The following is a 17,161-nucleotide window of genomic DNA, read 5'->3' on the forward strand; positions in this document are numbered from 1 at the left end:
TGGCTGGCGGCGCGCTTCGCTATTGGTCAAATCCCGATTGTCGCCCTAAAGTGAGCGACCACCGCACACAGAGTGACTCCCCTTGGCGCCGCGTTCCCTGATCCGTCGTTTGCTCGGTAAAAAACACCCCACCCACGACGACTCCCCCATCCCCACCTTCTTTCAGACCAAGGCCGAGCAGCACGGCTATACCCTCAGCGCCGCACAGGCCCGGGCGATTGCGGCGATGGCGCGCGAGACCCACCACCTGCTCGCCGGCCAGCCCACCCGCAGCCTGTATTTGCACGGGCCGGTGGGGCGCGGCAAAAGTTGGCTGCTGGACGGGTTTTTCCAGGCATTGCCGATCGCCGAAAAACAACGCGTGCATTTCCATGATTTTTTCGCCCGCCTGCACCGGGGCATGTTCGCCCACCGTCAGCACCACGACGCACTGGCGGTGACCCTGGATGCGCTGCTGGACGGCTGCCGCGTGCTGTGTTTCGACGAATTCCATGTCCACGATATCGGCGATGCGATGCTGATCAACCGCCTGTTCAAGGCGTTGTTCCAACGTCGCGTCCTGGTGCTGGTGACGTCCAATTATCCGCCGCAAGGGCTGTTGCCCAACCCGCTGTACCACGAGCGATTCAAGCCGGTGATCGACCTGATCGCGGCGCGCATGGACGTGCTGGAAGTCAGCTCGCCCAAGGACTTCCGCAGCCTGCCCCAGGCCCATGCCGAACAGCGCTTCAGCAGCGGTCGGTACGTGTGGCCGGGTACACCGGCGCAGCGAACCGCGCTCGGGCTGCCGGCCACGGATTGCCCGGCGCAGGTGCTGACGGTCGGCAACCGCCAGTTGCGCTGCCGCAGCCAGCAGGCACGGCGCATCGCCTTCACCTTCCATGACCTCTGCGAACAACTCACGGCGGTGATGGATTACCTGCTGCTGTGCCAGGACTTCAACGAGTGGATCATCGACGGGCTGCCGCACCTGGCAGACTGCCCGATCGCCGTGCAACAGCGCTTTATCAACCTGGTGGACGTGCTCTACGACCAGGATAAACAGCTGATCCTGATCGGCGCGCACCCGCTGGAGCAGGCCTTGAGCGGCCAGGCCATCGATCTGGCGCGCACCGCCAGTCGCCTGAACCAATTGCAGGCGGTCCACCCGCAACACACACCCGACCCGGTATCATGAGCGCCTTTTTACGCCCCCTTGCCGAGTGACCGCGCCGTTCATGAATACCCTCGCCCAACTCAAGGCCGGCCAATTGGCCGGCATCCAGCGCCTGGACCTGTCCTGTGGGCTGACCGAATTCCCCCGGGAAATCTTCGAACTGGCCGACTCCCTGGAAATCCTCAACCTCAGCGGCAACGCCCTGAGCAGCCTGCCCGACGACCTGCATCGCCTGCCGCACCTGCGTGTGTTGTTCTGCTCGGACAACGCCTTTACCGAACTGCCGGCCTGCCTGGGCCAATGCGCAAAGCTGAGCATGATCGCCTTCAAGGCCAACCGTATCCGCCACGTGCCGGCCGCCGCGTTGCCGCCGCTGTTGCGCTGGTTGATCCTCACCGATAACTGCATCAGCCAACTGCCCGACGAATTGGGCGAGCGGCCGCTGCTGCAAAAACTGATGCTGGCCGGCAACCACCTGGCGCACCTGCCGCCAAGCCTGGCCAATTGTCACAACCTGGAGCTGATCCGCATCGCCTCCAACCGCCTCACCGGCCTGCCCGATTGGCTCCTGGCGCTGCCCAGCCTGACCTGGCTGGCCTACGCCGGCAACCCGGTGGAAATGGCGGCGGACGTGGCCGCCGACGATGCGACGCCTGACATTCCATGGTCGGCGCTGGAACTGGCCGAGGTGCTCGGGGAAGGCGCCTCCGGGGTGATCCGCAAGGCGCTCTGGCAGCCCTCGGCCAAGCCGGTGGCGGTCAAGCTGTACAAAGGCAGCATCACCAGCGACGGCTCACCGCTGCACGAAATGCAGGCATGCATTGCCGCCGGGTTGCACCCCAACCTGATCAAGGTGGAAGGCCGCGTGGTTGGCCACCCCGACGACCAGGCCGCGCTGGTGATGGACCTGATCGAGCCGAGCTACCGCAACCTCGCCGCCCTGCCGAGCCTGGCGTCCTGCACCCGCGACATCTACGAACCGGCTACCCGCTTCAGCCTCGCGGTGGCATTGCGCATGGCTCGCGGCATCGCCTCGGTGGGCGCGCACCTGCACCGCCATGGCATCACCCATGGCGACCTGTACGGCCACAATATCCTGTGGAACGCGGCGGGCGACTGCTTGCTCGGGGATTTCGGCGCGGCGTCGTTCCATGCCACCGCCGACACCCTGGAAACCCGGGCACTGCAACGCATTGAAGTGCGTGCGTTCGGAGTGTTGCTCGGGGAGTTGTTGCAGCGGATCGACGTAGGCTTGAGCGACACCACACGCCAGATCCTGGAAAGCTTGCAGGCGCGCTGCTGTCAGCCCGAAGTGCTGGCGCGGCCGGGCTTCGAGGAAGTCGAAGCGCTACTGCAATCTATTCCACAGCACTGAACCCAATGTGGGAAGGGGCTTGCTCCCGATGGCTGTGGCCCATTCAACATCATCGTTGACTGACACACCGCTATCGGGAGCAAGCCCCCTCCCACAGTTTTGAGCGCGTTTATTCAGGCACGGATCAGCCGGCCAGGCCGACGAACATATCCTGCACGTCGTCATGGTTGTCCAGGCCTTCGAGGAAGGCTTCGACTTCAGCCATCTGCTCGTCGGTCAACCCCGTCACCGGGTTCTTCGCGATATAGCCAAGTTTGGCCGACAGCACGGTAAAACCCTGCTCCGGCAGCGCTTTCTGCACGGCGTCGAGGTCGGTGGTTTCGGTGATGAACAGGGTGGTGCCCTCTTCTTCGCCCTCTTCGAAATCCTGGGCGCCGGCTTCAATGGCCGCCATTTCAGGATCGGCGTCCGGGCTGTCCGGCGCGGCTTCGATCAGGCCGACGTGGTTGAAGTCCCAGGCCACGGAGCCGGAAGCGCCCAGTTGGCCCTTGCGGAACGCCACGCGGATTTCCGCCACGGTGCGGTTGATGTTGTCGGTCACGCACTCAACGATCAGCGGCACCTGATGCGGGGCGAACCCTTCGTAGGTCACGCGGTGGTACTGCACGGTTTCCCCGAGCAGACCGGCGCCTTTCTTGATGGCGCGGTCCAGGGTTTCCTTGGGCATCGAGGCTTTTTTGGCCTGCTCCACCACCAGACGCAAGTGGGCGTTGGTCGCGGTGTCGGCACCGTTACGGGCAGCGATGGTGATCTCTTTCACCAGTTTGCCGAAGATCTTGCCCTTGGCATTGGCTGCCGCTTCTTTATGTTTGACTTTCCACTGTGCGCCCATGACTTGCTCTCTTCCTCATCCATCGCGCCGAGACGTCTACTGGCCGGCGCTTTGGGGGCAGAGTTTATAGGGCAAAAACGCAACGTTCCACCAAAAAACCTTCACGGCGCCAGCTCGAAAAACGCCTGAATCAAACGCAGCGACCGACGGCGCTCCATGCACCCCAACATGTGTCGGTTGAGCAGCCCCTGCCCGTGGATCGGCAGCGCACACACGCGCGGGTCCGGGCTGACCTCCATCGAGGACACCACGCCAACCCCCAACTCGGCGGCAACGGCTTCGGTCACCGCTTCACGGCTGTCCAGCTCCAGCAGCACTTTCGGCTGCACCCCGGCGCCGAGGCAGGCGTGATCGAAGGTGCGCCGGGTAATGGAGCCTGGCTCGCGCAGCACCATGATCACCTCATGCAATTGCTCCAACTGAATGCCCTGGGCCAGCGTCGCCCACGGGTGGCTGGCCGGCACCAACGCGCAGATCCGCGACTCGCCCAGCGCCTGCAAGTGCAGGCCGTTGCGTGGTTCGACTTCGGTGAGCACCGCCACATCCGCATGCTCGGACAGCAGCGCTGCCAGGGTTTCCTGGGCATTGCCCAGGCGCAGGTTCACGGTGATCCCTGGGTAGCGCGCGCGCAGGCTGGCGATCATCGGCATCACCAGGTGCGGGCCATCGGCCGCCACTTCGAGGCGCCCGCTGAGCAACTGCCGATTGGCCTCCAACAGGGCCTGGGCTTCGTCCACCAGGCCAAAGATCGCCCGGGTGATCGCTGCCAGGCGTGTCCCCTCTTCGGTCAACTCGACGCGCCGCGCGGTGCGGCGCAACAAGGGGATCTGGTAGTGCTCTTCGAGGGCCTTGATGTGCCCGGTCACCGCCGGCTGGCTGATGAACAACCGCGCCGCGGCGCGGGTAAAGCTGCCCTCGCGGGCCACTGCGTCGAATGCGCGCAGTTGGAACAAATTCATGTTGAGTGACCTTTCTATCGGCCTGACTGATAGCTCGCATAACAACAAACAATTTGATTGATGACAAGCCAAACTGCAATTTAGGCGCCGTAACGTCCACCCCGAACACTTTGCGAGGACTTGAAATGAGCAGCGCCGCGCCGATCCTGCTGACCCCAGGCCCCCTGACCACCTCTGCCCGCACCCGCCAGGCAATGCTGGTGGACTGGGGTTCATGGGATGAGCGCTTCAATCAACTGACCGCCAGCGTCTGCTCGCAACTGCTGGCGATCCTCAACGGCGCCGCCACTCACCATTGCGTGCCATTGCAAGGCAGCGGCACCTTCGCCGTCGAAGCGGCCATCGGCACCCTGGTGCCACGCAACGGCAAGGTGCTGGTGCTGATCAACGGCGCCTATGGCAAGCGCCTGGCGAAGATCTGCGAAGTGCTCGGCCGCGATTTCAGCACCTTTGAAACCGCCGAAGACGAACCCACTACCGCCGCCGACGTCGACCGCCTGCTGCACGCCGACCCGGCCATCACTCACGTCGCGTTGATCCATTGCGAAACCAGTACCGGCCTGCTCAACCCGCTGCCGCAGATCGCCCAGGCGGTCAAAGAGCATGGCAAGCGCCTGATCGTCGACGCGATGAGTTCCTTCGGCGCGCTGCCGATCGATGCCCGCGAAGTACCGTTCGACGCCCTCATCGCCGCCTCGGGCAAGTGCCTGGAAGGCGTGCCGGGCATGGGCTTTGTCTTCGCTGAAAAACACGCGCTGGGCGCCGCCCAAGGCAACTGCCACTCCCTGGCGCTGGACCTGTTCGAGCAACACGAATACATGGCCAGGACCGGCCAGTGGCGCTTCACCCCGCCGACCCACGTGGTCGCCGCGCTGCACGAAGCGCTGCTGCAATACCACGAAGACGGCGGCCTGCCCGCGCGCCAGCGACGCTATGCCAACAATTGCCAGGTGCTGCTGGACGGCATGGCCGAACTGGGCCTGCGCAGCTTCCTGCCGGCGGCGATCCAGGCACCGATCATCGTCACCTTCCATGCGCCGACAGACCCGCGCTACCAGTTCAAGGCGTTCTACGAACGGGTCAAGGCCAAGGGTTTCATTCTGTACCCCGGCAAATTGACCGAGGTGGACACCTTTCGCGTGGGCTGCATCGGCCACGTCGATGCGGCCGAGATGCGCGCGGCGGTCGCGGCCATTGCGCAGGCGCTGCATGCGATGCAAGTGCTGGACATCTGATTGCCCTTTTTATCCCCAGGATCTGAACCATGAACTATCAACACCCCGATACCCTGCAGGCTGTCATCCTCGACTGGGCCGGCACCGTGGTCGACTTCGGCTCGTTCGCGCCGACGCAGATTTTTGTCGAAGCCTTCGCCGAGTTCGGCGTACAGGTCTCCATCGAAGAAGCCCGTGGCCCGATGGGCATGGGCAAATGGGACCATATCCGCACCCTGTGCAACCAGCCGCAGGTCGCCGAGCGTTACCGCCAGGCGTTCGGCCGCACGCCCAGCGACGAGGACGTGACCGCGATCTACCAGCGCTTCATGCCGCTGCAGATCGAAAAGATCGCCGAGCACTCGGCGCTGATCCCCGGCGCCCTCGACTGCATCGCTGTGCTGCGTGCGCAAGGGCTCAAGATCGGTTCCTGTTCCGGCTATCCCAAGCAAGTGATGGACAAGGTCGTCGCGCTGGCCGCCACCAACGGCTACGTCGCCGACCATGTGGTCGCCACCGACGAAGTACCCAACGGCCGCCCATGGCCGGCGCAGGCCCTGGCCAACGTGATCGCCCTGGGCGTTGACGATGTGGCGGCATGCGTCAAGGTCGACGACACCGTACCGGGCATTCTCGAAGGCCGTCGCGCCGGGATGTGGACCGTGGCGCTGACCTGTTCCGGCAACGCCCTGGGCCTGACCTACGCGCAGTTCCGCGCCCTGGACAGCGCCGGCCTGGCCCATGAGCGCACGCGTATCGAAGCGATGTTCGAAGGTTCGCGCCCGCACTACATGATCGACACCATCAGCGACCTGCCAGCGGTGATCGCCGACATCAACCAGCGCCTGGCCCGCGGTGAAATGCCGCAAAGCCACTGATCGAGGTCAACTCAACGGCATTCGCGCCGAGCAAACCCTGCAAAACAGGCTTACAGTAAAAGGACTTCGTCGCCAAAGAACGGAGGTTTGCCCTGATGAGTGAGGAATCAAGCGATGCCGTGGAAAAATTCCGATTCACGTTACAGCACCATGTCGATTGCGTTGCACTGGTTGATGGTGGTGCTGCTGGCGGTGGTCTACGCCTGTATTGAGTTTCGCGGGATCTTCCCCAAAGGCAGTGGCGGGCGAGCGCTGATCGTGGAAATGCACTTCATGTTCGGCCTGACCGTGTTTGTGCTGGTCTGGCTGCGCCTGTTTGCCCGCTCGCTGGGGGTCGCACCGAAAATCGTACCGGCACCGCCGCAATGGCAGAGCCTGCTGGCGACCCTGATGCACTTTGCACTGTATGCCTTCATGATCGGCATGCCGATCGCTGGCTGGCTGATCGTCAGCGCCCAAGGGCATTCCGTGATGTTCTATGGGATCGAGTTACCGCCCCTGATCGGCGAAAACAAGGACTTGTCCAAGCAGATCAAAGAGTGGCACGAACTGGGCGGCTCCATCGGTTATTGGTTGATCGGCCTGCATGCCGTGGCGGGTCTGTACCACCACTACTTCATCCGCGATAACACCGTGTTGCGCATGCTGCCCAAGCGTTAGGCAGCCAACCCTCGGCGGCCTTGCAAGCCGCCGGTGTGGACGAAGATCAGACGCGTGCCGGGAGGGAAGCGTCCGGCTTCGACCTGTTGCTTCAACGCCAGCAGTGCCTTGCCGGTATAGAGCGGCTCCAGCGGCAGGCCGCAGGCCCGTTGCGTGGTCTCGATAAAGTCGAGCAACCACGGGTCGACCTTGGCGAAGCCGCCCCGGCTGGCGTCCAACAACGCAAAGCCGTCCTGCACGATGGCGCGCACGTTCTGCGCCACGCCGTGATCGTCCGGCACCGCCATTGCACCGTACACCGGATGTCCCCCCGCCTCGGCCAACGCCAGCCCGGCCACAGTCGTGCCGGTGCCTGCCGCCAGCCACCATGCGTCGTAATCGTCCCACCCCACGTTGCTCAATTGCGCACGCGCCTGCTCGACCAATACGCCGCAACCCAACGCCCCGGCGATGCCCCCGCCGCCTTCGGGCACCGGGTAGAGATGGGGATAATGTTCGCGCCACGGCTGCCAGAAACCGGGTTCATGCCGCGCGCGGTAGCCGCCATAGCCCAGCCAATGCAACTGCATGCCGAAGGCTTTCAAATCGAGAACGGTGGGCGTGTCTTGGGGATGGCCGCGCAACAGGCCGACGGTGGGAAAATCAAAACGTTTGCCGGCCGCCGCCAGCGCATGCAGGTGGTTGGAGTACGCCCCGCCGAGGCTGATGATCCCGTCGGCACCGGCCTGTTGCGCCAGGGCCAGGTGTTCGCTGAGCTTGAACCACTTGTTGCCGCTGATCAGCGGGTCGATGCGGTCCAGGCGCAGCACGGCCAATTCGACCCCGTTCAGCCAATCCAGCGGCAGCGGTTCCAGGGGCGCATGGGGGAGCCAGTCGAAAGGGCCCATCGGCGCAAGTCCGTATGAAAAAGGGGCAGTAGTCTAACACTGCCCCTTCTCGGCGTTTTACAACTCAGCCGCCAGGCGCGAGCCCTGGTTGATGGCGCGCTTGGCGTCGAGTTCGGCGGCGACGTCGGCACCGCCGATCAGGTGCACGTTCTGGCCCGCTGCGACCAGGCCGTCCTGCAATTCGCGCAACGGGTCCTGGCCGGCGCAGATCACAATGTTGTCCACCGCCAACAACTGCGGCTCGCCCTCGGCGCCGATGCGGATATGCAGGCCCGCGTCGTCGATCTTCAGGTACTCGACGCTGTTGAGCATCTGCACCTGCTTGTTCTTCAACCCGGTGCGGTGAATCCAGCCGGTGGTCTTGCCCAGCCCGTCGCCGACCTTGGAAGCCTTGCGCTGCAGCAGGAACACCTCGCGCGCCGGCGGGTGCGGTTGCGGCTTGATCCCGGCGACGCCGCCACGCGCTTGCAACTGCGTGTCGATGCCCCACTCTTTCCAGAACGCGTCGCGGTCCAGGCTGGTGGACACGCCCTGATGCACGAGGAATTCCGACACGTCGAAGCCGATACCGCCGGCACCGATCACCGCGACGCGCTTGCCCACGGGTTTGCGCTCGAGGATCACGTCGAGGTAGCTCAGCACCTTCGGGTTATCGATGCCCGCAATTGCCGGCGTGCGTGGGGCGATACCGGTGGCGAGGATGATCTCGTCGTACCCGCCTGCCGTCAGTTGCGCGACGTCGACGCGGGTGTTGAGGCACACCTCCACATGGGTGGTCTGCAATTTGCGGTTGAAATAACGCAGGGTCTCGAAAAACTCTTCCTTGCCCGGCACGCGCTTGGCGATGTTGAACTGGCCACCGATCTCGCTGGCCGAATCGAACAACGTCACCTGATGGCCGCGTTCGGCCGCCACCGTGGCAGCGGCCAGGCCCGCGGGACCGGCGCCGACCACGGCGATTTTCTTGATCTGTTTGACCGGCAGGTAGTTGAGCTCGGTCTCGTAGCACGCGCGCGGGTTGACCAGGCAGGTGGTCAACTTGCCGCCGAACGTGTGGTCGAGGCAGGCCTGGTTGCAGCCGATGCAGGTGTTGATTTCATCGGCACGACCGGCCGCGGCCTTGTTGACGAACTCCGGGTCGGCGAGGAACGGCCGCGCCATCGAGACCATGTCGGCATCGCCTGCGGCGAGGATCTGCTCGGCAATCTCCGGGGTGTTGATGCGGTTGGTGGTGATCAGCGGGATCTGCACCGCGCCGCGCAATTTGGCGGTGACTTTACTGAACGCGCCCCGCGGCACCTTGGTGGCGATGGTCGGAATGCGCGCTTCGTGCCAACCGATCCCGGTGTTGATGATGCTCGCACCGGCCTGCTCGATGGCCTTGGCCAGTTGCACGATTTCTTCCCAACTGCTGCCGCCTTCCACCAGATCGAGCATCGACAGGCGGAAGATAATGATGAAGTTCGGGCCGACGGCTTCGCGCACCCGGCGCACGATGTCTACCGCCAAACGCATGCGGTTTTCGTAGCTGCCGCCCCAACGGTCGGTGCGGTGGTTGGTGTGGGCGGCGAGGAACTGGTTGATGAAGTAGCCTTCGGAACCCATGATTTCCACGCCGTCGTATTCGGCGGACTGCGCCAGCAGCGAGCAGGTGACGAAATCCTGGATCTGTTTCTCGATGCCCGCTTCGTCCAGTTCCTTGGGCTTGAACGGGTTGATCGGCGCCTGGATCGCGCTCGGTGCCACCTGCTTGGGGCTGTAGGCATAACGGCCGGCGTGGAGGATCTGCATGCAGATCTTGCCGCCGGCTTCGTGTACGGCGCGGGTCACGATCTTGTGCTTCTGCGCCTCTTCGTCGGTGGTCAGCTTGGCCGCGCCGGAATACACCCCACCTTCATCGTTCGGGCCAATGCCGCCGGTGACCATCAGGCCCACGCCGCCACGGGCGCGCTCGGCGAAGTAGGCCGCCATGCGTTCGAAACCGCCCGGTTTTTCTTCCAGCCCCGTGTGCATCGAGCCCATCAGGGTACGGTTGCGCAAGGTGGTAAAACCCAGGTCCAACGGGGCCAGCAGGTGCGGGTACGCAGCAGCGGTCATGGTCAAGCTCCACAACGGATCATCACGGGACGTGGCACGCTCTTACGGCTTGCCATCGGTTTATGTCCCACAGACTAAGAGGCGTTCGGCTAGCACTCAATGACCGAAACTGACAAGTTATTGATCCAAATGCACAGCGCCCCTTGGCAAGCCGAGCCGCGGGCCCTACCCTAGTCGCGAACCCTGCACTCGGTCCGTTGTCTGTTCCCCCATGCGTAAACTTCTCGCTTTTACCGTCACCCTGGCGCTGGTTGCCGCCGTCGCCGCCTATCTGGTCTGGACCCAGGAACGCCCCGTGGCGCATTACCTGTCCGACCTGCGCATCACCCTGGCCGTCAACGAAGGCCAGCCTGCCGATCGCGGCAACCTGCTGGGCATTCAGCCGGAGCTGTTCCCTGGCGACTACCAGAGCCTGGAACGCCTGCACCTGAAGCTCGCGGCCTACCTGCAAACGGCGCGAAACCAGGGGCTGATCAATGAAAAAACCATCGTGGTGCTGCCGGAACATATCGGCACCTGGCTGATGCTCCGCGGCGAAAAAAACGAGCTGTATCAGGCGACCCACCTGAAAGATGCGATGAACTGGCTGTCGATCAGCAACCCGCTGCAGTTCATGCGCGCCTGGATCAGCGCCACCGGCGACAACCGCATGGACGACGCATACTTGCGCATGAAAGCCCCGGCAATGGCGCGGGACTACCAAGCGCTGTTCGGCGGCCTGGCCAAGGAGTTTGGCGTGACCCTGGTGGCCGGTTCCATCGCGTTGCCCAACCCCAGCGTGAGCGAGGGGCAACTGCAGGTCGGGCATGGCGCGCTGTACAACGCCAGCCTGGTATTTGCGGCCGATGGCCTGCCCCTGGGCCAGCCGCAGCGTCAGCTCTACCCGATCTACGACGAGCGCGGCTTCATTGCGCCCGGGGATGAAAACACCGTCAGCGTGGTCGACACCCCGGCCGGACGCCTGGGCATCCTGATCGGCAGCGACAGCTGGTACCCGGACAACTACCGCAAGCTCAATGAGCAAGGTGCAAGGTTGATCGCCGTCCCCGCGTTTGTTATCGGCCGCGACACCTGGGGCCGCCCTTGGCGCGGCTTCAAAAGCGTGTCGACGCCCGCGGAAATCAGCCTCAAACCCGAAGAACTCAGCGAAGGCGAAGCCTGGCGACGCCTGACCTTGATCAGCCAGCCGCCCATCAGCCAGGCCATTGCGGGCATGAGCGTATTTCTGCGCGGGCAGTTCTGGGACCTGGGCAGCGCCGGCCAGAGCTTTCTCAGCAGCAACGGCCAGGTGTTCGCCGACGGCGACGCCCGTGGCGCGCGCTTGCTGAATATCTGGCTGTAACGCCGTGAAGCCGGTACGCCTGGGGGATCTGTCGGTGGGCTTCGTGCACACCCTGGCCGACGCCATCAGCAGCCACGGCCTGGACCCGCAACCGCTGTTGCTGCAATACGGCCTGGACCCGGTACGGCTCGCCGAAGCCGGCGCGCGCTTGTCGATCCCGCGTTACATGCGCCTGGGCCATGCCGCCATTCAACTGACTGGCGATCCGAGCCTCGGCCTGCGCATGGGCCAGTCGAGCCGCTTGAGCCAGGCCGGCCTGGCCGGCGTCACGGCCGCCCAGGCGCCCAACGTGCGCGAAGCGGCCCGCACCCTCACGCGCTTTGAAGCGCTGTACGGCTCCAACTATCGCGGGCAGTCGAGCTTTCATGAAGACGCCGAAGGCGCGTGGCTGCGTTTCTACTCCATCAGCCCGTATAACGCCTATAACCGCTTTGTGGTCGACTCGATCATCGCCGGCTGGCTGCACCAACTGTCGAGCCTGGCCCAGCAGCCGGTGCAGGCGCAGCGCATCGAGATCGAATTCGAAGCACCGGACTACAGCGAACAATACAGCGTGCTGGGTGACAGCCCGGTCCACTTCGGCGCCGAGGCCAATCAACTGCGCCTGAGCCAGACAACCCTGGCGCTGCGCAACCCGGAGCATTGCCCGAGTACCTGGCAACTGCTGTTACAACTGTGTGAAAGGGAGTTGGAGCAGTTGACCCGCACCCGCAGCCTGCGCGAGCGCATTACCCGCTTGCTCGGGCCGATGCTCAATGGCGGCCGGGAACCCGACCTGGAAGAAGTGGCGGCGCGCTTGAAGCTGCCGACCTGGACCCTGCGCCGCAAACTGGCCGATGAAGGCACTCAGTTCCGGGCGATCCTCAACGATACCCGCCGCGACCTGGCCATGACCTATATCCGCGATACGGAACTGGCATTCGGCGAGATCGCCTACTTGCTCGGTTTTGCCTCGGCCCAGGCCTTTCAACGGGCGTTCAGGCGATGGAATAACCAAACCCCAGGGGAATTTCGCCGCAGTCAGCGGCAATCCGCCTGAAGCCGGTCTTACAGCTCAGTAGCGTCGTCGGCGGGATCCAAAGGGTCCCATTCAAAGGCCTGGTACTCCAGCAGTTCTTCTTGGTAATCGTCCATGGTGAACTCCTTTTTGAGTTGAAAGCAGCCGCAGGTAAATGACCTGCACAGCCAGCCTAATGTGCCGTGATGACGGAAAAATGTCGGTGTCATGACGTTCCTGCACGTTCAGATTAAACGTAGCAGCGTTGTGCGGATTTAGCACTGAGTCATCGAAAAACAATTGCAACCATTGCAATTGCAATTATAAGTCGATTTCCCTTAGGGTAAGCCTCCCTTGCCGAGGAGTCAGACCGATGATTGCCACCACCGCGCACGCCGCACAGCTTTGCTGTGATGCGTTGAACCAGGCCGGACATATACGAAGTTCGCCATTGCACACCGTCATGAGCATGGCCAACACCCTGGAAGCCAGCCGGCAGGCCTGGGTGATTCGCGGCCAGTCCCGTTCCCGGCGTGTGGGCAGTTGGCCCGTCTGGTTTGCGCGTAAAACCGCGGAAAAACCGTTGCTGTACCTGCACAGCGCGGTGTCGTCGGCACAACTGTGTGCCTTGTCTACCGAGACGGCGCAGCGCGGCATCCTGTGCAACGACATCGAAACCCAACCCTCGGCCTGGCCCAAGGGCGCACAGCCTTCTCTCCCGCTGTGGCTGGCGAGCAATCCGCATTGCACACCCTACGATCCTGCCACGGGTGAGGAAGTCCGGGCGATTGTGCTGGCGGGACTGCGCACCTTGTATATCGACGGCAAGCCCGGGTTTTACTACCTGGCGCTGCATGACGACGACAACGCAGTACCGTTGACCGAGCAGGACCGTGAAGATGCGCTCAAGGGTATGTATCCGCTCCAGCGCGATGCCCCAGGGGACGTGCGCTTGCTCGGCGCAGGTCGGGCGCTTGAAGAGGTCGTGCAGGCCAAACGCTTGTTGGCAGAGGACTGGAATATCACCGCGCAGCTGTGGAGTTGCCCCAGCTACACGCGGCTGGCCCGAGAGGCCGCGGCCGCCGAACGCTGGAATCGCCTGCACCCCACCGCCCCCAGACGCAGCAGCCACTTGCGCGAGTGCCTGGCCGGGAATGCCGCGCCGGTGATTGCAGTGACCGGCTATGCACAGCCGATTGTCGACTCGTTGGCGGCTTACGTAGATGCGCGGTTCGTGGGGCTGGGCGCGGGCTCGGTGCAGGCATCGGCGCCCAGTCGCTATTGGATTGCGGTGTCTGCATTGAGCGCCCTGGCGAAGGACGGGCTCATCGCTGCACAGCAGGTCGAACGGGCGATGAAGCGCTACTCACTGCAATGAGCCGGAATGCGAACAACGGCGCAAGGGGCTTGCTCCCGATAGCGGTGGGTCAGTCGACAGCCGTCTGCTTTCGGGACCCAGTCATCTTCCACGTTGAATCGTCGTGTCTCAGGATTTGCGCCGGTTACGGACCTGCACACCGGCCTCCATCGCCAACCCGGCAGTACGTTCCAGGGCTTCGGCAAACCCCTGGCGCTGCTCCGGTGCGATCTGCGACAGGAACAGCTCATCTACCGTGCTTTCGTAGATGCCCCACATCTTTTTGCGCAACACCCGGCCGGCCTCGGTGATCGTGGCAAACGCGGCACGGCCGTCGCCGTCGGAACGGGAGCGCACCACCAGGCCGTCTTTTTCCAGGCGGTCCACCAGGCGCGTCAGGTTGTAGCGCTCGATGGCCAGCACATCGGCCAATTCATGCATGCGCCGAGTACCTTCGGGGCCGCTTTCCAGGCCCCACAATGCGTCGTACCAGGCGTAGGGCGGCAGGTCGGCCGCAGCCAGGCGCCGCTCGATTTCACGGATGACCGTCCTGTGGGCCCTGACAAAACGGAACCAGACATCAGGCTCTTTCGACGACATGCAACACCATCCGGGGAATTTCAAGAAGGTTGCAATAGTAGCTCATCCCGCGCTAGATTCAGACATGTAGTTGCAATTGCAACTATATGCGCGCCGCTCCCACAAGGAGCACGCTGCTTGATATTCGCCGACCCTGGAGCCTCACATGACCCCGAATACCGCAGTAAGACTGGACGACGACCCACAGGAAACCCGCGAATGGCTGGAAGCCATCGAATCGGTGCTGTCCACCGAAGGCCGCCCGCGTGCCCACTACCTGATCGACCAGTTGCTGGATTTCGACGTGGCGCAACATGGTGACGTCTACGGGCGGGTAACCACGCCCTACATCAACACGATCCCGCTGGACCGCCAGTTGCCCTACCCTGGCAACCTGGCCCTCGAACGCCGCACCAGTGCGTTTATCCGCTGGAACGCCATGGCCATGGTGTTGCGCGCCGGTAAACACTCCGGCGTCGGTGGGCATATCGCCACCTACGCGTCGGCCGCCGTGCTGTATGACGTCGGCTTCGACCACTTTTTCCGTGGGCGCACCGACACCTTCGATGGCGATCTGGTCTACATCCAGGGCCACTCCTCCCCCGGCATCTACGGCCGCGCATATCTCGAAGGCCGCATCAGCGAGGCCCAGCTCGACAACTTCCGCCGCGAAACGGGCGGTGCAGGCTTGTCGTCCTACCCGCACCCACGGCTGATGCCGGATTTTTGGCAATTCCCCACCGTGTCCATGGGGCTCGGACCGATCACCGCCGCCTACCAGGCGCGCTTTATGCGCTACCTGGAGTTGCGTGCGCTCAAGCAGCACCAGGGCCGCAAGGTCTGGGCGTTCCTTGGTGATGGCGAAATGGACCAGCCGGAATCCCTGGCCGCCATTTCCCTGGCCGGGCGTGAAAAACTCGACAACCTGATCTTCGTGGTCAACTGCAACCTGCAGCGCCTGGACGGCCCAGTACGCGGCAATGCCAAGGTGATCCAGGAATTCGAAAGCCTCTACCGCGCGGCCGGCTGGAATGTGATCAAGGTAATCTGGGGCGGCGGCTGGGATGCGCTGCTGGAAAAAGACCAGAGCGGGCTGCTGCGCCAACGCATGATGGAGTGCGTGGACGGTGATTATCAGAACTACAAATCCCAGGACGGCGCCTACGTGCGCGAACATTTCTTCGGCAAATACCCGGCGTTACTGGCATTGGTTGCGGACCTCTCAGACGAGGACATCTGGAAACTCTCACGCGGCGGTCATGACCCGGACAAGGTCTATAACGCCTATGCTGCCGCCATGAGTCATTCAGGCCAACCCACGGTGATCCTGGCGAAAACCGTCAAGGGCTTCGGCATGGGCGAAGCCGGCGAAGGCCAGAACATCAACCATCAGCTGAAAAAAATGGGCGCCGACGCCGTCAGAGCGTTCCGTGATCGCTTCGGCCTGGAAGTCCCCGACGAGCAGTTGGCTGAAATTCCTTACCTCAAGCCGGCTGCCGACAGCGAAGAGGCGCGCTACTTCGCCGCCCGGCGCCAGGCGTTGGGTGGCTACGTGCCGGCGCGCCACAGCGCCGTCGAATCGCTGCAGATTCCTGAACTGAGCGCTTTCGCGACCCAGCTCAAAGACACCGGCGAGCGCGCCATCTCTACCACCATGGCCTTTGTGCGGATCCTCGGCACACTGCTCAAGGACCCGCACCTGGGCAAGCTGATCGTGCCCATCGTGCCGGACGAATCACGCACCTTCGGCATGGAAAGCCTGTTCCGTCAGATCGGCATTCACTCCGCCGTCGGCCAGCTCTACACCCCACAAGACGCCGGGCAACTGAGCTACTACAAAGAGAGCAAGGACGGACAGATCATGCAGGAAGGTCTGAATGAGTCCGGTGCGATTGCCTCCTGGATCGCGGCGAGTACGTCCTACAGCAACCATGCTCTGATGACCGTGCCCTTCTACATCTTCTACTCGATGTTCGGCTTCCAGCGCGTCGGCGACCTGGCCTGGGCGGCAGGCGATGCCCGGGCACGCGGCTTCCTGCTGGGTGCCACGGCCGGGCGCACCACCCTGATGGGCGAAGGCTTGCAGCACGACGATGGGCATAGCCATATCCTGGCGTCGGTGATTCCGTGCTGTGTATCGTATGACCCGACTTTTGCCTACGAACTGGCGGTGATCATTCGCGAAGGCATGCGGCGCATGTATGTCGAGCAGGAGGACATTTACTACTACATCAGCCTGCTCAACGAGAACTACCCGCACCCGGCAATGCCCGAAGGCGTGGAAGAAGGCATTCTCAAGGGCTTGTATCCGCTGAGCACACACCAGCAGGCACAGGTGCAATTGATGGGCAGCGGTTCGATCCTGCGGGAAGTGATCGCCGCAGCAGCGTTGCTCGACAAGGATTTCGCCGTACACAGCAGCGTATGGAGTGCGCCCAGCCTGACCGAGCTGCGCCGTGACGGGCATGAAGCCGAACGCTGGAACCTGTTGCACCCGGAACACGAGCCGCGCTTGAGTTACGTCGAGCGATGCTTGGCCGGGCATACGGGTCCGGTGCTGGTGGCCACTGACTACATGAAGCTGTTCGCCGACCAGATCCGCCCCTTCGTGCCGAACCGACGCTTTGTAGCGCTGGGCACGGACGGCTTCGGGCAGTCGGATACTCGGGAGGCCTTGCGCGAGTTCTTCGAGGTGGACCGGCATTTCATTGTGCTGGCGGCACTGAAGGCGCTGGCCGATGACGGGCTGATAGGTCGCGAGAAAATCAGTGAGGCGATCAGTCGCTACGGGATCAATGTCGACAAGACCAATCCCGTAGCGGTCTGAC

General features: G+C 63.3%; 15 protein-coding genes. 9 read left to right on the top strand and 6 right to left on the bottom strand.

Annotated features, from left to right (window positions below):
- The first annotated feature begins 82 nt into the window (after nucleotides 1–82).
- Both zapE and TU80_RS10815 read left to right on the top strand, forming a co-directional pair.
- Nucleotides 83–1,177, top strand: a complete 1,095-nt coding sequence (gene zapE / locus TU80_RS10810) for a cell division protein ZapE (protein WP_057004454.1) — start codon at nucleotides 83–85, stop codon at nucleotides 1,175–1,177.
- A gap of 40 nt (nucleotides 1,178–1,217) precedes the next feature.
- On the top strand, nucleotides 1,218–2,531 hold the full coding sequence (locus tag TU80_RS10815; RefSeq protein ID WP_046385228.1) for a leucine-rich repeat-containing protein kinase family protein: 1,314 nt from the start codon (nucleotides 1,218–1,220) through the stop codon (nucleotides 2,529–2,531).
- Nucleotides 2,532–2,655: 124 nt separating this feature from the next.
- On the opposite strand, the gene TU80_RS10820 is transcribed toward TU80_RS10815, so the two are convergent.
- Nucleotides 2,656–3,363: a YebC/PmpR family DNA-binding transcriptional regulator gene (locus tag TU80_RS10820; RefSeq protein ID WP_017848129.1), complete on the bottom strand. Its 708-nt coding sequence runs from the start codon at nucleotides 3,361–3,363 to the stop codon at nucleotides 2,656–2,658.
- Between the two features lie 101 nt (nucleotides 3,364–3,464).
- Nucleotides 3,465–4,322, bottom strand: a complete 858-nt coding sequence (locus tag TU80_RS10825; protein WP_046382861.1) for a LysR substrate-binding domain-containing protein — start codon at nucleotides 4,320–4,322, stop codon at nucleotides 3,465–3,467.
- 125 nt (nucleotides 4,323–4,447) lie between these two features.
- Between TU80_RS10825 and TU80_RS10830 the strand changes: the two genes are divergently transcribed.
- The 3 genes from TU80_RS10830 (at nucleotide 4,448) to TU80_RS10840 (ending at nucleotide 7,074) form a co-directional block, all read left to right on the top strand.
- The gene (locus TU80_RS10830) at nucleotides 4,448–5,557 is read left to right on the top strand and encodes a 2-aminoethylphosphonate--pyruvate transaminase (protein ID WP_057004455.1); all 1,110 of its coding nucleotides are present in this window, start codon (nucleotides 4,448–4,450) and stop codon (nucleotides 5,555–5,557) included.
- Between the two features lie 29 nt (nucleotides 5,558–5,586).
- Nucleotides 5,587–6,414: a phosphonoacetaldehyde hydrolase gene (gene phnX / locus TU80_RS10835; RefSeq protein ID WP_057004456.1), complete on the top strand. Its 828-nt coding sequence runs from the start codon at nucleotides 5,587–5,589 to the stop codon at nucleotides 6,412–6,414.
- A 114-nt stretch (nucleotides 6,415–6,528) separates the two neighbouring features.
- Complete coding sequence (locus tag TU80_RS10840; protein ID WP_046382858.1) at nucleotides 6,529–7,074, top strand: cytochrome b; 546 nt, start codon at nucleotides 6,529–6,531, stop codon at nucleotides 7,072–7,074.
- On the opposite strand, the gene TU80_RS10845 is transcribed toward TU80_RS10840, so the two are convergent.
- The gene (locus TU80_RS10845; RefSeq protein ID WP_057004457.1) at nucleotides 7,071–7,961 is read right to left on the bottom strand and encodes a 1-aminocyclopropane-1-carboxylate deaminase/D-cysteine desulfhydrase; all 891 of its coding nucleotides are present in this window, start codon (nucleotides 7,959–7,961) and stop codon (nucleotides 7,071–7,073) included. The genes TU80_RS10840 and TU80_RS10845 overlap by 4 nt on opposite strands.
- A gap of 57 nt (nucleotides 7,962–8,018) precedes the next feature.
- Nucleotides 8,019–10,058, bottom strand: coding sequence for an NADPH-dependent 2,4-dienoyl-CoA reductase (locus TU80_RS10850; RefSeq protein ID WP_057004458.1), 2,040 nt, complete (start codon nucleotides 10,056–10,058; stop codon nucleotides 8,019–8,021).
- Nucleotides 10,059–10,269: 211 nt separating this feature from the next.
- Between TU80_RS10850 and TU80_RS10855 the strand changes: the two genes are divergently transcribed.
- Together TU80_RS10855 and TU80_RS10860 are read left to right on the top strand one after the other, a co-directional pair.
- Nucleotides 10,270–11,400 carry a carbon-nitrogen hydrolase family protein gene (locus tag TU80_RS10855; RefSeq protein WP_057004459.1) on the top strand — a complete coding sequence of 377 codons (1,131 nt, stop codon included), beginning with the start codon at nucleotides 10,270–10,272 and terminating at the stop codon, nucleotides 11,398–11,400.
- 4 nt (nucleotides 11,401–11,404) lie between these two features.
- Nucleotides 11,405–12,439 carry an AraC family transcriptional regulator gene (locus tag TU80_RS10860; RefSeq protein WP_057004460.1) on the top strand — a complete coding sequence of 345 codons (1,035 nt, stop codon included), beginning with the start codon at nucleotides 11,405–11,407 and terminating at the stop codon, nucleotides 12,437–12,439.
- An 8-nt stretch (nucleotides 12,440–12,447) separates the two neighbouring features.
- On the opposite strand, the gene TU80_RS32655 is transcribed toward TU80_RS10860, so the two are convergent.
- Nucleotides 12,448–12,627 carry a hypothetical protein gene (locus TU80_RS32655; protein ID WP_126585751.1) on the bottom strand — a complete coding sequence of 60 codons (180 nt, stop codon included), beginning with the start codon at nucleotides 12,625–12,627 and terminating at the stop codon, nucleotides 12,448–12,450.
- A gap of 143 nt (nucleotides 12,628–12,770) precedes the next feature.
- Between TU80_RS32655 and TU80_RS10865 the strand changes: the two genes are divergently transcribed.
- Nucleotides 12,771–13,775, top strand: a complete 1,005-nt coding sequence (locus TU80_RS10865; RefSeq protein WP_057004461.1) for a transketolase-like TK C-terminal-containing protein — start codon at nucleotides 12,771–12,773, stop codon at nucleotides 13,773–13,775.
- A 108-nt stretch (nucleotides 13,776–13,883) separates the two neighbouring features.
- On the opposite strand, the gene TU80_RS10870 is transcribed toward TU80_RS10865, so the two are convergent.
- Entirely contained in the window at nucleotides 13,884–14,354 is a 471-nt protein-coding gene (locus tag TU80_RS10870) for a MarR family winged helix-turn-helix transcriptional regulator (RefSeq protein WP_017848139.1), read from the bottom strand.
- Between the two features lie 145 nt (nucleotides 14,355–14,499).
- On the opposite strand from TU80_RS10870, the gene aceE reads away from it, so the two are divergent.
- Entirely contained in the window at nucleotides 14,500–17,160 is a 2,661-nt protein-coding gene (gene aceE, locus TU80_RS10875; RefSeq protein ID WP_057004462.1) for a pyruvate dehydrogenase (acetyl-transferring), homodimeric type, read from the top strand.
- The last annotated feature ends 1 nt before the right edge of the window (nucleotide 17,161 follow it).

Origin of the sequence: Pseudomonas veronii (assembly GCF_001439695.1) — a bacterium.
In the GTDB taxonomy this organism is placed as follows: domain Bacteria; phylum Pseudomonadota; class Gammaproteobacteria; order Pseudomonadales; family Pseudomonadaceae; genus Aquipseudomonas; species Aquipseudomonas veronii.

Excerpts from the sequence above, each read along its gene's own strand:
- TU80_RS10815 (WP_046385228.1), top strand. The coding sequence starts at position 1,218 with ATGAATACCCTCGCCCAACTCAAGGCCGGCCAATTGGCCGGCATCCAG.
- TU80_RS10820 (WP_017848129.1), bottom strand. The coding sequence starts at position 3,363 with ATGGGCGCACAGTGGAAAGTCAAACATAAAGAAGCGGCAGCCAATGCC.
- TU80_RS10825 (WP_046382861.1), bottom strand. The coding sequence starts at position 4,322 with ATGAATTTGTTCCAACTGCGCGCATTCGACGCAGTGGCCCGCGAGGGC.
- TU80_RS10830 (WP_057004455.1), top strand. The coding sequence starts at position 4,448 with ATGAGCAGCGCCGCGCCGATCCTGCTGACCCCAGGCCCCCTGACCACC.
- phnX (WP_057004456.1), top strand. The coding sequence starts at position 5,587 with ATGAACTATCAACACCCCGATACCCTGCAGGCTGTCATCCTCGACTGG.
- TU80_RS10840 (WP_046382858.1), top strand. The coding sequence starts at position 6,529 with ATGCCGTGGAAAAATTCCGATTCACGTTACAGCACCATGTCGATTGCG.
- TU80_RS10845 (WP_057004457.1), bottom strand. The coding sequence starts at position 7,961 with ATGGGCCCTTTCGACTGGCTCCCCCATGCGCCCCTGGAACCGCTGCCG.
- TU80_RS10850 (WP_057004458.1), bottom strand. The coding sequence starts at position 10,058 with ATGACCGCTGCTGCGTACCCGCACCTGCTGGCCCCGTTGGACCTGGGT.
- TU80_RS10855 (WP_057004459.1), top strand. The coding sequence starts at position 10,270 with ATGCGTAAACTTCTCGCTTTTACCGTCACCCTGGCGCTGGTTGCCGCC.
- TU80_RS32655 (WP_126585751.1), bottom strand. The coding sequence starts at position 12,627 with ATGACACCGACATTTTTCCGTCATCACGGCACATTAGGCTGGCTGTGC.
- TU80_RS10865 (WP_057004461.1), top strand. The coding sequence starts at position 12,771 with ATGATTGCCACCACCGCGCACGCCGCACAGCTTTGCTGTGATGCGTTG.
- TU80_RS10870 (WP_017848139.1), bottom strand. The coding sequence starts at position 14,354 with ATGTCGTCGAAAGAGCCTGATGTCTGGTTCCGTTTTGTCAGGGCCCAC.
- aceE (WP_057004462.1), top strand. The coding sequence starts at position 14,500 with ATGACCCCGAATACCGCAGTAAGACTGGACGACGACCCACAGGAAACC.